This window comes from Lentzea sp. NPDC051208 (assembly GCF_040682435.1).
GTDB classification, from domain to species: Bacteria; Actinomycetota; Actinomycetes; order Mycobacteriales; family Pseudonocardiaceae; genus Lentzea; species Lentzea kristufekii.
In genome coordinates this window covers 59331-71486 of record NZ_JBFBAW010000006.1, presented here as the reverse complement: position 1 = coordinate 71486, position 12156 = coordinate 59331, and the positions used below count along the sequence as shown (strand labels likewise).

General features: G+C 68.9%; 13 protein-coding genes. 3 read left to right on the top strand and 10 right to left on the bottom strand.

The genetic code is table 11. The features are described from left to right. Positions 1 to 25: 25 nt before the first annotated feature. From AB0M48_RS15755 to AB0M48_RS15735, 5 genes are read right to left on the bottom strand one after another with little or no spacing between them, the layout of a single operon-like run. The gene (locus AB0M48_RS15755) at positions 26 to 553 is read right to left on the bottom strand and encodes a DUF742 domain-containing protein (RefSeq protein ID WP_363841595.1); all 528 of its coding nucleotides are present in this window, start codon (positions 551 to 553) and stop codon (positions 26 to 28) included. Next, complete coding sequence (locus AB0M48_RS15750; RefSeq protein ID WP_363841592.1) at positions 550 to 948, bottom strand: roadblock/LC7 domain-containing protein; 399 nt, start codon at positions 946 to 948, stop codon at positions 550 to 552. The genes AB0M48_RS15755 and AB0M48_RS15750 overlap by 4 nt, the downstream gene beginning before the upstream one ends. Further along, complete coding sequence (locus AB0M48_RS15745) at positions 945 to 3038, bottom strand: nitrate- and nitrite sensing domain-containing protein (RefSeq protein ID WP_363841589.1); 2094 nt, start codon at positions 3036 to 3038, stop codon at positions 945 to 947. The genes AB0M48_RS15750 and AB0M48_RS15745 overlap by 4 nt, the downstream gene beginning before the upstream one ends. Beyond that, the gene (locus tag AB0M48_RS15740; RefSeq protein ID WP_363841586.1) at positions 3038 to 3163 is read right to left on the bottom strand and encodes a hypothetical protein; all 126 of its coding nucleotides are present in this window, start codon (positions 3161 to 3163) and stop codon (positions 3038 to 3040) included. Before AB0M48_RS15740 ends, AB0M48_RS15745 begins: the two co-directional genes overlap by 1 nt. Continuing rightward, positions 3160 to 4602: an OFA family MFS transporter gene (locus AB0M48_RS15735; RefSeq protein ID WP_363841583.1), complete on the bottom strand. Its 1443-nt coding sequence runs from the start codon at positions 4600 to 4602 to the stop codon at positions 3160 to 3162. Before AB0M48_RS15735 ends, AB0M48_RS15740 begins: the two co-directional genes overlap by 4 nt. 299 nt (positions 4603 to 4901) lie before the next feature. Here AB0M48_RS15735 and AB0M48_RS15730 point away from each other — a divergent pair, with 299 nt between their 5' ends. After that, positions 4902 to 5318 carry a DUF485 domain-containing protein gene (locus AB0M48_RS15730; RefSeq protein ID WP_363841580.1) on the top strand — a complete coding sequence of 139 codons (417 nt, stop codon included), beginning with the start codon at positions 4902 to 4904 and terminating at the stop codon, positions 5316 to 5318. Between the two features lie 3 nt (positions 5319 to 5321). Further along, positions 5322 to 6902 (top strand): cation acetate symporter, encoded by a 1581-nt coding sequence (locus AB0M48_RS15725; RefSeq protein ID WP_363841577.1) that lies wholly within the window; start codon positions 5322 to 5324, stop codon positions 6900 to 6902. A 41-nt stretch (positions 6903 to 6943) separates the two neighbouring features. On the opposite strand, the gene AB0M48_RS15720 is transcribed toward AB0M48_RS15725, so the two are convergent. The 4 genes from AB0M48_RS15720 to AB0M48_RS15705 form a co-directional block, all read right to left on the bottom strand. Continuing rightward, positions 6944 to 7780, bottom strand: coding sequence for a MerR family transcriptional regulator (locus tag AB0M48_RS15720; protein WP_363841574.1), 837 nt, complete (start codon positions 7778 to 7780; stop codon positions 6944 to 6946). Positions 7781 to 7887: 107 nt separating this feature from the next. Next, the gene (locus AB0M48_RS15715; RefSeq protein WP_363841571.1) at positions 7888 to 8535 is read right to left on the bottom strand and encodes a response regulator transcription factor; all 648 of its coding nucleotides are present in this window, start codon (positions 8533 to 8535) and stop codon (positions 7888 to 7890) included. Then, positions 8532 to 9911 carry a histidine kinase gene (locus AB0M48_RS15710; RefSeq protein WP_363841568.1) on the bottom strand — a complete coding sequence of 460 codons (1380 nt, stop codon included), beginning with the start codon at positions 9909 to 9911 and terminating at the stop codon, positions 8532 to 8534. The genes AB0M48_RS15715 and AB0M48_RS15710 overlap by 4 nt, the downstream gene beginning before the upstream one ends. An 8-nt stretch (positions 9912 to 9919) precedes the next feature. Further along, a complete protein-coding gene (locus tag AB0M48_RS15705; RefSeq protein WP_363841565.1) occupies positions 9920 to 10405 on the bottom strand; it encodes a phosphatase PAP2 family protein in 486 nt (161 codons plus the stop codon). A 111-nt stretch (positions 10406 to 10516) separates the two neighbouring features. On the opposite strand from AB0M48_RS15705, the gene AB0M48_RS15700 reads away from it, so the two are divergent. Continuing rightward, the gene (locus tag AB0M48_RS15700) at positions 10517 to 11653 is read left to right on the top strand and encodes an MFS transporter (RefSeq protein WP_363841562.1); all 1137 of its coding nucleotides are present in this window, start codon (positions 10517 to 10519) and stop codon (positions 11651 to 11653) included. Between the two features lie 56 nt (positions 11654 to 11709). Here AB0M48_RS15700 and AB0M48_RS15695 read toward each other — a convergent pair whose 3' ends face one another. Then, the gene (locus AB0M48_RS15695) at positions 11710 to 12153 is read right to left on the bottom strand and encodes a DinB family protein (RefSeq protein WP_363841559.1); all 444 of its coding nucleotides are present in this window, start codon (positions 12151 to 12153) and stop codon (positions 11710 to 11712) included. Positions 12154 to 12156: the final 3 nt, after the last annotated feature.

Below are 12156 nucleotides of genomic sequence, written 5' to 3'. Positions count from 1 at the left end.
CGTAGCAGCGTCCGGGGAGATCCACTCAGAGCCGGCGGAGCCCCGCCAGCACCCGTTCCAGGAGCATCCCGTCCGGCCTGTCGCCGCCGTACGACGACGCCGTGCGGTGCACGTCGATCAGCCCGTGCCCGGCCATGTCGCCGAGCAGCACCTTCGTGACGCCCAGCGGCAGCCCGCGCAGGGAGGCGATCTCCGCCACCGAACGGGGCTGCATGCACAGGGCCAGCACGTCCTGGTGTTCCGGGCGCACGGCGGTGGACGAGAACTCGTTGACCGAGACCAGCGTCTCGATCTCCAGGTGCACGTCGGACGTGGTGCGGCCGCCGGTCCACGCGTAGGCGCGCACGATCGACGACGACGAGTCGATGCCCGTCTCGACCGACGGCAGCGGCGGGACCGGCTCGAACGCCAGCGTCGCGTACGGGTCCGGCTTCTGGACGGGTTCCGCGGAACGCTCGGGCTTCTTCTTGTTCCGCTTGCGGATCCGCTCGCTGTCGAAGCTGAAACCGCTGATCAGATCGCCGAAGTTGACCTGTTCGTCGGGCTCTCTCATGCGAGCTCGGCCCGCAGCTCGGGCGTGAGCAGCTGGCCCACCTGCCGCACGACGACGGTCATCTCGTAGGCGATCTGCGCGACGTCGGCCGAGGACGTCGCCAGCACCGCGAGGACGGAGCCGTCGCTGATCGAGGACAGCAGCATCACGCCTCTGTCCATCTGCACGACCGTGCGGACGACCGCCTCGCCGGCGAAGCACTTCGACGCGGACTCGGCGAGGGAGACCACGCCGGCCACGATCGCCGCGAACTGCGGTGCGACGTGCTCCGGCAGCTTCGAGGACGAGATCAACACCAGGCCGTCCGCGGAGATCACCACGGCGTGCTCGATGCCGGGGGTGCGTTCGGCGAAGTTGGTGACCAGCCAGCCGAACTGGTCCACCTGCGTGCTCATCGACTCTCCTGGTTTTCGGGAAGGCCGCGTTGCACACCCCGCTGGAAGGCGTCGAGGAAGCCCCGGGCCGATTCCGGCGTCTGGCGTGCGGGTGCGGGGGGAGGCGGTGGTGCGGCGGCCTGCGTCGTCTGCTGGAACCACGATGCTCGCTGCCGTTCGATCGTCTCCCCTCGGAAAGACTCCCAGGACTCTTGCCGTCGTGGTGCCAGTTCGGCCGGAACCAACACGATCGCGCGAGTCCCGGCACCTTGCTTCGCATCCAGGCGTACCACGATCTGGTGGCGCGCGGCGAGCCTTCCGACGACGAAAAGTCCCATTTCGCGGAAGACCTGGACGTCCATGCCCTCCCCCGCGGCCTCGAGCCGCTGGTTGACGCCCTCGAGCGCCTCGGGGTCGAGGCCGATGCCCTGGTCGACCACGTCGATCTGCACGATGTCGCCCGGCTCGATCGACGCGCTGATCGAGACCTGGGTGTGCGGCGGCGAGAACGCCGTGGCGTTGTCGAGGAGTTCGGCGAGCAGGCGGACCAGGTCGCTCGCCACGTAACCGACGACCTCGGCGTTGGGTGCCGTGTGCACCATCACCCGCTGGTACTGCTCGATCTCCGCGGCCGCCGCGCGCAGCACGTCGGTGAGCGGGATCGGCTTGTGGAACCGCCGCGCCACGTCGCCGCCGGAGAGCACCATCAGGTTCTCGTTGTTGCGGCGCATGCGGGTGGCGAGGTGGTCGAGCTTGAAGAGGTTCGCGAGCTGGTCCGGGTCCTCCTCGTACTTCTCCAGCTCCTCCATCAGCTTGAGCTGGCGTTCGACGAGGCTCTGGCTGCGCCGCGAGAGGTTCACGAAGATGTTGCGCATGTTCGCGCGCATGCTCGCCTGCTCGATGACCGACTTCACGGCCTGCTGGTGCACCGCGTCGAACGCGCGCGCCACCTGGCCGAACTCCTCGGTCGTGTGCACCGGCACGGGCTCGATCTCGGTGCTGCCGCGTCCGGTCGCGACCATCTCGGGCAACTTGTCCCAGGCCACGTCGAGTGCGGAGCGGCGCAGCGCGTTGAGCGAGCGCAGCAGGTAGCGGCCGACGACGAACCCGATGGTGGCGGCCAGGATCAGGCTGGCGAACAGGACCGCGGACGCCGTGCCGGCGGCGTCGCTGGACTCGTCGCGCAGGCGGTCGGCGGTGGCGCGCAGGTCGTCCTGCAACCCCGTGACCACGCTGCCCATCGACGCCACCACGGCGCCCGTCGCCCTGCTCCAGTCCGCGGCCGCGATCGGCAGCGGCTTGGGCCGGGCGGCGTTGGTGCCGTTGCCCGTGTTCGGCGCGTCGGAGGTGGGGTGCAGCACCGCGGCGGCCAGCATCGTGCGCTGGGCCTCGATGTCCGGGCCGTTGAAGTTCTTGCCGTAGGTCTTCATCTGGTCCGGGGTCGCGAGCGCGGCGAACTCGCCCGCGATGTAGCCGAGCTTGACGTTCGACTCGACCAGCGACCGCACCTCGGCGTTGGTCAGCTGGCCGCGGGTGAGCCCGGACAGCACGACCGCCTGCTGGTACAGGACCTGGTCGCGCACGTGCACCACGTGGTGCAGGCCCATGGCCGTGCGCAGCAGCGCGGCGTCGCCGAACTCGCTCGCGATGACCTCGTCCACGTCGAGCAACGAGTCGGTGAGCTCGCTGTAGGTCTTGATCACGGCCGGCACGTCGCCGCCCGCCCGCTCGCGCAACGCGGGCAGGTCGCCGATGCGGCCCTGCACGTCGTTCATGCGGGCGGTCACGACCTCGCCGAGCGAGGTCTTCGCGATCTGGGCGCGCAGTGCCGCGCGGGCGTCGTCGGTGCGCTGGACCTGCTCGGCCAGGAGCTGCGGGCCGACGCCCTCGGCGACGATCCGCCGTTCCATCTGCACGCCCTCGATCACGGGGATCAGGGCGGCACGGACCTTCACCAGTCGCTGGAGCGCCGCGTAGGTCTCGGCGCGGTCGATCTGGGAGTTGATCTGCAGCACGCCGGAGCCCACCGCGATGGTGACCGGAACGATCAACACCGCGGCGAGCTTCACCGGCAGGCGCCAGTTGCGCCAGTTGACGAGCGCGTTGAACATCAGACGAAGAGCTTGGCCGCGTTCAGGAAGAGCCGGTACAGGCCGTAGGCGAGCGGCAGGCCCACCCACAACCACGCACCGACCAGCAGCAACGTGCTTGACCGGCTCTCTTGGGGTGAGCTCACTTCTTCACCACGCCTTCCGCTTCTTCCACATCAGCCGACTCGGCGGCCTCGGCCTCGTTCCACTTGGCGACCGTGGCCTCGTCGTCGCCCTGGGGCGAGGGCTTGCCGGTCTCCCCAGCGGCCGCGGGCTCGTGAAACTTCGGGTTGACCGGGCGGATCAACTCGTTCGCGACGAAACCGACGACCAGCAGCGAGATCATGATGTAGAACGACGTCGCGTACAAGTCAGGACCGACGTGGCCTGCCTTCTTGCCCGCGTCCGCGATGGCGTTGACGATCAACGGCCCGAGCACGCCGGCCACCGACCACGCGGTGAGCAGGCGACCGTGGATCGCGCCGACCTGGAAGGTGCCGAACAGGTCGCGCAGGTACGCCGGGACGGTCGCGAAGCCCGCGCCGTAGAACGACAGGATCACCATCGCCGCGATCACGAACAGCGGGGTGCTGGTCGAGCCGGCCGTCAGCAGCACCAGGTAGAGCAGCGCGCCGACACCGAGGTAGAGGCGGTAGATGTTCTTGCGGCCCACGATGTCCGAAGTGGACGACCAGACGAACCGGCCGGCCATGTTCGCGGCGGACAGCAGTGCCACGAAACCGGTGGCCGCGGTGGCGGCGACGGGCGTCGAGGACTCCTTGAAGAAGTCGACCAGCATCGGCGCGGCCTTCTCCAGGATGCCGATGCCCGCGGTGACGTTGAAGCACAGCACGACCCACAGCAGCCAGAACTGCGGCGTCTTGATCGCGTTGTTCGCGGAGACGTTGAAGCCGACGTTGGCCTTCGGCTTGTCCTTGAGCAGCGCCACCTTCTCCGCCGTGAACTCCGGGGAGGGCAGGCGGATCAGCAGCACGCCGACGCTCATGAAGACCGCGTAGGCGATGCCGTGCACGAGGAAGGCCTTGCCGATGCCCGACGTGGTGGCGCCGAACGCCGTCAGCATCGAGGTCGACCACGGTGACGCGATCAGCGCGCCGCCGCCGAAGCCCATGATCGCGATGCCGGTCGCCATGCCCGGCCGGTCGGGGAACCACTTGATCAGCGTCGAGACCGGCGAGATGTAGCCGATGCCGAGACCGATGCCGCCGACGAGGCCGTAGCCGAGGACGACGACCCAGTACTGACCGGCCCACACGCCGACCGCCGAGATCAGCAGGCCGGAGCAGAAGGCGATCAGGGACATCAGCATGGCCCAGCGCGGGCCCCTGCGCTCCACCGTCGTGCCGAGCACGGCGGCGGAGAGCCCGAGCATCACGATGCCGAGCTGGAACGGCAGTGCGGACTGCGTTCCGGTGATGCCGAGAGATTTCTCCAGCGGCGTCTTGAAGACGCTCCAGGCGTAGGCCTGGCCAATGGAGAGATGAATCGCCAGAGCTGCGGGCGGAACGAGCCAGCGGTTCCATCCGGGAGGCGCGACTTGGCGTTCGCGCGCTAAGAACCCCACTTTATCCCCAACCGTCACCAATAACGCGGACCGGCCGATCCTAGGCCAGGTGCACACGTGCGACAACGGGCTTGACCAAGGCTTCAGGTGTTGCACCTGTTGCAACTCCGGACCGTCCACGTGATACAGACGTCGGTGCGAACCATTTGAGACGAATGGGAGTCCGGCTTTCAGTCCGGTTTCGGTCCGGCCGGTGTTCGGCATTGGTCCGGTTTCGCCCGTTTCCGGGGGGTGTCCGTCACGTTGACTGCACACGTGAGAGCGCTACAGTGGGCGCCGCACACGAGGGGCAGGGGTACATGACCAAGGCGATGCGGTCGCCTGGCGAAGCGCAGCACGAGTACGGGGAAATCCGGGGTTTCGCGTCGTTCGACGACCCGGATACTTTGTCGTACGTCGATTCCGACGGCACCCCGAAGTTCGAGCTCATTCGGCAGACCGAAGAATTCCGCACTCTCCGTCGCCGGCTCACGACGTTCATCTTCCCGATGACCGCGCTTTTCCTCGCGTCCTACCTGACCTTCGTACTGCTGTCCGCGTACGCGAAAGACTTCGTCAGCACCAAGGTGATCGGCGTGATCAACCTCGGGATCCTGCTGGGCCTCGGACAGTTTGTGACTTCGATCATCATCACGCTCGGTTATGCCCGCTACGCAAAGCGACGGCTGGACCCGCAGCGGAAATTGCTCGCCGAGAAGACGGGCGTCGAGGAGTAAGTCATGCCCACCACCGGCAACCCGGTGCTGAACCTCAGCGTCTTCGCGGTGTTCGTCCTGATCACCCTCTACATCGTCTACCGCGTTTCGAGCCGGAACGTGACGGCGTCGGACTACTACGCGGCCGGCAGCTCGTTCACCGGCGCGCAGAACGGCGTGGCGCTGTCCGGCGACTTCCTGTCCGCCGCGTCGTTCCTCGGCATCTCCGGCGGCATCGCGGCGCACGGCTACGACGGGTTCCTCTACTCCGTCGGCTGGGTCGTGGCGTGGCTGGTCGGCCTGCTGCTGATCGCGGAGGGCCTGCGCAACACCGGCCGCTTCACCGTCGGCGACGTGCTGGCGTTCCGGATGAAGCAGCGCCCGGTCCGCGCGGCCGCGGCGAACGCGACGCTGGTGATCTCGTTCTTCTACATGATCGCGCAGATGGCGGGCGCCGGCGGCCTGATCGCGTTGCTGCTCAACGTGACCTCGAAGTGGGGCCAGGCGATCCTGATCGCGCTGGTCGGCATGGTCATGGTGCTCTACGTGCTGGTCGGCGGCATGAAGGGCACGACCTGGGTGCAGATCATCAAGGCCGTCCTGCTGCTGCTCTGCGTGACGCTGATGAGCGTCTTCCTGCTGGGCAAGTTCGGGTTCAGCCTGTCGGCGATCATGCAGCAGGCCACCGAGAACAACGCGCTCGGCGAGGCGGTGCTGGATCCGGGCGCGAAGTACGGCTTCAGCGCGATGTCCAAACTGGACTTCGTCTCCCTGGCTCTGTCGCTGGTGCTGGGCATCGCGTCACTGCCGCACGTGCTGATGCGCTTCTACACCGTGCCGAACGCCTCCGAGGCGCGTCGCTCGGTCGTGTGGGCGACCTGGACGATGGTCATCTTCTACCTGTGCACGCTGGTGATCGGCTTCGGCGCGATGGCCCTGGTCGGCACCGAGAAGATCGCCGCGGCACCGGGTGGCGAGAACTCCGCAGCGCCGCTGCTCGCGTTCGAAATCGGTGGGGCCGTGCTGCTCGGCGTCGTGTCCGCCGTCGCGTTCGCCACGATCCTCGCGGTCGTCGCCGGCCTGACGCTGGCGGCCTCCGCCTCGTTCGCGCACGACGTCTACGCGAACGTGATCAAGCGCGGCAACGCCGAACCCCGCAGGGAGATCCGGGTCGCGCGGCTGACGGCCGTGGTCGTCGGCATCCTGTCGATCATCGGCGGCATCGCGGCGAACGGGCAGAACGTCGCGTTCCTCGTGTCGCTCGCGCTGGCCCTGGCCGCCTCGGCGAACCTGTCGACGATCCTCTACACGATCTTCTGGCGCCGCTTCAACACCACCGGCACGCTGTGGAGCATCTACGGCGGCCTGGGCTCGTGCCTGGTGCTGATCCTGTTCTCGCCGGTGATGTCCGGCGCGAAGACGTCGATCTTCCCGGACCTGGACTTCGCGTGGTTCCCGCTCGGCAACCCCGGCCTGGTGTCGATCCCGTTCTCGTTCCTGTGCGGGTTCCTCGCCACGATCTTCTCCAAGCGGGAGCCGGAGATGGCGGCCAAGGCGGCGGAGATGGAAGTCCGGGCGATCTCGGGCATCGGTGCCCGCACCTAGCCAGTGGTGCTGATGTCCGGCCAAGGCCGAGCGGTCCCGCGTCAGCTGTCCGCGAGGTCCTGACCCAGGAGTTGTCCCGCGCGCTCGACGCAACGCATCCGGGCGGGAGAGAAGTCATACGGCATCTTGGTGAACGCTTCGAAGGCGCTCATCCGTGTTTCGTGCTCCTCGTCCTGGTCGCCGTAGATCTCGAAGAGCTTCTCCTCGGCCCTGTCCAGCCCGGCAGCCTCGGCGGCCTGTTCCATGGCCTTGAGGTGGGCGTATCGCTGTGTGGCAAGTTCTTCGACACGCGGGTCATCGGGCTCGACGCCCTCGTCGAGGGCGGCCTCGGCCGCGTCGAGACGGTCTTCCTCAGCCCGCAGGTCGGGGTGGGTGGCCAGCACGATGAACGAGCTGGCCTGGACGGCGGCGCCCAGCGGGCCGAAGATCCGTTCCGTGACCAGCAGGGCGTCCACATCGGAGGGTCGCAGCGCGCCAGGAGGCAGGTGGCTGAGCCGGTCCGTCACCAGATCCGAAAGCAGCCCCAGTGGACTGCCCACGGCCCGCAGGCGCTGAACGGCCACGCGTTGACGTCTGATCTCGGCCTCCTGAGCGGCCAGGGTCTTCTCCAGTCCGCCCAGGGTCTCCTCGATGTCCCGGGTTTCGTCGAACGCCGCCCGCATGTCGTCGAGCCTGATGCCGGCCTCCGCCATCTTGCGGATCCACAGCAGGCGGATCATGTCGTCGTAGCCGTAGCGGCGGCGGCCGTCCCCTCCGCGCTCGGGCTCACGAAGCAGACCGATCTGGTGGTAATGGCGGATGGCGCGTGGGGTTGTTCCGGCGAAGGCGGCGGCATCACCGATCTTGACTTGGCGGGGAGGCGTGAAGGAGAGGTGCATCGCAAGCGGAGCCTTTCGTGCTGTCCTGGCTCCAAGAACAGCACATGCCGCTACGGCAGGTGCAACACACCACCAGGTCCCACCAACAGCCACGCTGAGCCACGCCACTAGCCGGGAATGATCCCCGACTCGTGGGCGATGATCGCGGCCTGCACCCGGTTGCGGACCCCGAGCTGCCGGAAGATCGTGCTGACGTAGACCTTCACAGTGCCCTCGACGACGTGGATGCGGGCGGCGATCTCGGCGTTGGACAGACCGGCGCCGACCAGGCCGAGCACCTCGCGTTCCCGCGCGGTCAGGACCTCGATCCGTTGCGTCGCAAGGGGTCGCGGGTGCGCGCGGGAGAGCTGGTCCACGACTCGCTTCGCCACCATCGGGGACAGGAACGCGCCGCCGTTCGCGACGGCGCGGACCCCGGAGATGATCTCCTGCGGGTCGCCGGTCTTCAGCACGAACCCGGCCGCGCCCTCCCCCAGCGCCCGGCTGATGTACGCGTCGTCGGCGAACGTGGTCAGCACCAGCGTCTTCGTGCCGGGATGGCACTCGCGGATCACCTTGGCCGCGTCGAGACCGTCGAACACGGGCATGCGGATGTCGAGCACGGCCACGTCGGGCCTGTGCCGGGCCACGAGGTCGATCGCCACGCTGCCGTTCTCCGCCTCGGCGACCACCTCGATGTCCCCGGCGGTGCCGAGGACGGCCTTCACGCCGAACCTGACCACCGGTTCGTCGTCCGCGAGCACGACCCTGATCAACCGCTCCTCCTGGCGAGCCACTGCTTGGACACGAGCCGATCATCCCGGAAGCACAGCTGGTGCAGGTCGTGGCGGTCGCCGTCGAACGGGTTGGGGTGCGTGCTGTAGTAGCGGCACTCGGTGCCCGGCGGGGCGGTGACGCCGAGCGGGTTGTCGACGCGGGTGCGCAGCGGCAGGTCGAGGGTGTCCTCGTGTTGCCCGAGTTCTGCCCGTTCGAACTGCTGCGGCGTGAGAACGGACGTCACGGCGTCGAACACCATGTAGCCGGGCACGCCGATCGCGATTCCCGCGCACACGACCGTGGTGATCAGGACCGTGCGTTTGGCGCTCTTGCGAAGCTCCTTCTCGGTGCGTTCGCGGCGTACGTGCGTTGGCGTCGTCCTGGCGCGTGGGCGTTCCGGGAGCTTCGCCCTGACCTCGAACCCGCCGTCGTCGGACGGCGCGGCCTCGAACCAGCCGCCGACGAGCGCGACGCGTTCGGCGAGGCCCACCAGTCCCTTGCCGCTGCCGACCGCCTGGGTCCTCGGCGCCGGGCCGTTGGTGATGCGCAGCTCCAGGTTCGCGGACAGGCTCACGGTGACCTTCGCGCCGGGCGCGTGCTTGATCACGTTCGTCAGCGCCTCGGCCGTCACCCGGTGGACGGTCCGCGCGATGATGCCGTCGATCGCGGTCCTGCGGCCGTTGACGAGTTCGACGTCGAGTCCGCTCCTGGCAACGACCTCCTCGATCGTCGCGACGGGTTCGTCCTCGTCTGCGCGCAGCACCTGCATGACGTCGGCCAGCCGTTCCGCCGCGGCCGTGACGCTGGCGCGGGCGGTTCCGGCTGCCTCGCGCTGTTGTGCGGTGAGCGTCGGCTCCAGTTCCAGCGCACCGGTCAGCAACGCGGCCCGTGCCAGCTCGTGACCGACGAGGTCGTGCATCTCGCCCGCGAGCCGGGCGCGCTCGGCGTTGCGGGCGTTCTCGACGCTGCGCTCCAGCAACGAGGCGTGCTCCCAGCCGACCTCGCGCAGCTCCGCGTACCGGCGCCGGAACCGGCCGAAGGCCCAGGGCACGACACCGAGCACGCCGATGCCGGAGGTGACGGCGAGCGCGGTGTCGGAACCACCGCGCTCGGTGAGAGCCACGACGACACCGGCGATCTCGGCGATCGTCAGTGCGATCGCCGTGGGCCTCGGGTCCTCGGCGTTGCGTCCGGCGAGGAAGCTGATCAGTGCCAGTGCGGGAGCGAGCGCCACCACCCTGACGTCGAAGTCGACGGTGACGAGGTAGCAGACGAGCCAGGTCCCCAGCGCGGTTCCCAGTGCGACCGCGGGCCGGTCGCGCACCACGGTGAAAGCCGCGCCGAACAGGACCAGGTAGAGCAGAACCTCCCACACGGCGACCATCATCGCAGTCGCTGCATCACCACGGTCGGCGCGTCGGCCACCTGGCGCCGCTGCCGCTTCCTGTCCAGCAGCACCGCGATCCCCCACGACACCAACGCTCCGAGCGCCAGCCCGGCCATGACGTCGTGTACATAGTGGACACCCACGATCACCCGCGACGACGCCGCCGCGATCGCGCACACGGCAGCCACCCAGCCGTAGGTCCGGTGCAACGCCCAGATCGCCATCGCGGACGCACCGGCGATCACCGAGTGGTTGCTGGGGAACGACCAGTCGCCCGGCTCCGGGCACTCCGCGATCGACGGCGCCGTGCGGCAGGGCCGTTCCTCCCGCACGACCAGCTTGACGACCTCGCTGATCGCGTACGCCACCACCACACCGGCACCCGCGAGGAACGCCCGCAGCCGGTGCTGGAACCACAACAACAAGAACATCAACGCGAACACACCGAGCACCGCGTCGGTGCCCACAGTCAGCCAAGTCACCCAGCCGAACCTACGAAGGTGCCGGCACCGGCGCCCCTGACCTTCGGCACCGAACGCCCCTTACTTTCGACAAGGCCGGGCCGTCCTGCGGCGACGACCAGAGCGTGGAGAATGCACGAGGTGCTGATCCAGCGAGCCGCCATCGCACTCGTCCAGGTCCTCGGCCTGGCCGTGTGGTTCTCGATGTCCGCCGTCGTTCCCTCCCTCCAGGCCGAGTGGGGCATCAGCGCGGGCGCGGCGGTGTGGCTGACCGCGTCCGTGCAGCTCGGCTTCGTGACGGGCGCCGTCGGGGCCACGGTGCTGAACCTCGCCGACCGCGTCCGCCCGCACCTGCTGCTCGCCTGCTCCGCGGCTCTGGGCGCGGTGTTCACGCTGGTGCTCGGGCTGGTCGTGGACGGGCTGGGCGCCGCGATCCCGTTGCGGTTCCTGACCGGGGTGGCGCTCGCCGGCGTCTACCCGGTGGGCATGAAGCTGATGGCGTCCTGGTCGGAGCCGCGCAACCGCGGACGGGCGCTGGGCGTGCTGATCGGGGCGCTGACGCTGGGCTCGGCGCTCCCCCACGTGTTCGGGCGGCTGCCGTGGCGCGAGGTGCTCTTCGCCGCCGCGGCCATCGCACTGCTGGGTGCCGTGGTGGCGCTGCTGGTCGTGCGGCCGGGGCCGTTCCTGACCGCCACGACCGCGCAGCTCAACCCGCGTTATGCCGTGCAGATGTTCCGGGAGCGCAAGCCGAGGCTGGTGAACCTCGGCTACTTCGGGCACATGTGGGAGCTGTACGCGCTGTGGACGTGGCTGCCGGCGTTTCTGCTGAGTTCGGGCGAACCCGTTGGTGTCACGGTGTTCCTGACCATGGGTGTGGCCGGGTTTGCCGGCTGTCTCGCGGGCGGCTGGGCGGCGGACAGGTTCGGGCGCGCGCCCGCCGCCGTGGGAGCGCTGACGGTGAGCGGGCTCTGCTGCCTGCTCTCGCCGCTCGCGTGGGGAACGTCGCTGCTGATCGCGTTCTGCGCGGTGTGGGGCGCCTCGGTGATCGCGGACTCCGGGGTGTTCTCGGCGTCGTTGAGCGAGGTCGCCGACCCGCGCTACGTCGGGACGGCGCTCACCGCGCTGACCGCTGTCGGGTTCGGGCTGACGGTGGTCAGCATCCAGCTCGTCCCGCTGCTCGCCGACGTCGTGACCTGGCGTTACGCGTTCCTGCTGCTCGTGCCCGGTCCGGTGATCGGTGCGCTCGCCATGCTCAGGACCAGGTCGTAGTAGCCGTCGGGGTTGTCCGCGCCGGACCGGCCGTCGATCAGTTCGCGCACGACGTCTCAGTGCCCGGCGTGCTGCGCGGTCTCCGCCGTGACGCGGACGAGCAGGTGCCCGAACGTGGTCTGCCGCTTGTGCTCCGGCCACCACGCCACCGAGCCCGGCGCGTCCAGCGGCAGGTCCGCGATCGACTCGTCGGTGTGCTTCCAGGCCTGGCGGTACAGGTCGACGAGGTACTCGCGGGACTCGGACGGCTTGGCCCACATGTCGCCGTTCTCCCAGACCGACCCGTCCTCGTTCCACGGCAGCGTCACCGGCGCCGGACGGCCGACGCTGTCGCCGAGGTAGCCGAACTCGATGCCGACCAGGTGCTTCACCAGGCCGAGCAGGTTGGTGCCGCTGGGCACGAGCGGGCGCCGGGCGTCGTACTCGCTCAGTCCGTCCAAAGAGGACAGCACCGAGTCTCGCGAGTTCTGGAGGTAGCGCTGGAGGTCGTGAGCGATCATGCC

What these genes read in the sequence shown, in the direction of transcription:
- AB0M48_RS15755 (WP_363841595.1), bottom strand. Translation starts at nt 553, where the DNA reads ATGAGAGAGCCCGACGAACAGGTCAACTTCGGCGATCTGATCAGCGGT.
- AB0M48_RS15745 (WP_363841589.1), bottom strand. Translation starts at nt 3,038, where the DNA reads ATGTTCAACGCGCTCGTCAACTGGCGCAACTGGCGCCTGCCGGTGAAG.
- AB0M48_RS15725 (WP_363841577.1), top strand. Translation starts at nt 5,322, where the DNA reads ATGCCCACCACCGGCAACCCGGTGCTGAACCTCAGCGTCTTCGCGGTG.
- AB0M48_RS15695 (WP_363841559.1), bottom strand. Translation starts at nt 12,153, where the DNA reads ATGATCGCTCACGACCTCCAGCGCTACCTCCAGAACTCGCGAGACTCG.
- AB0M48_RS15700 (WP_363841562.1), top strand. Translation starts at nt 10,517, where the DNA reads ATGCACGAGGTGCTGATCCAGCGAGCCGCCATCGCACTCGTCCAGGTC.
- AB0M48_RS15750 (WP_363841592.1), bottom strand. Translation starts at nt 948, where the DNA reads ATGAGCACGCAGGTGGACCAGTTCGGCTGGCTGGTCACCAACTTCGCC.
- AB0M48_RS15730 (WP_363841580.1), top strand. Translation starts at nt 4,902, where the DNA reads ATGACCAAGGCGATGCGGTCGCCTGGCGAAGCGCAGCACGAGTACGGG.
- AB0M48_RS15720 (WP_363841574.1), bottom strand. Translation starts at nt 7,780, where the DNA reads ATGCACCTCTCCTTCACGCCTCCCCGCCAAGTCAAGATCGGTGATGCC.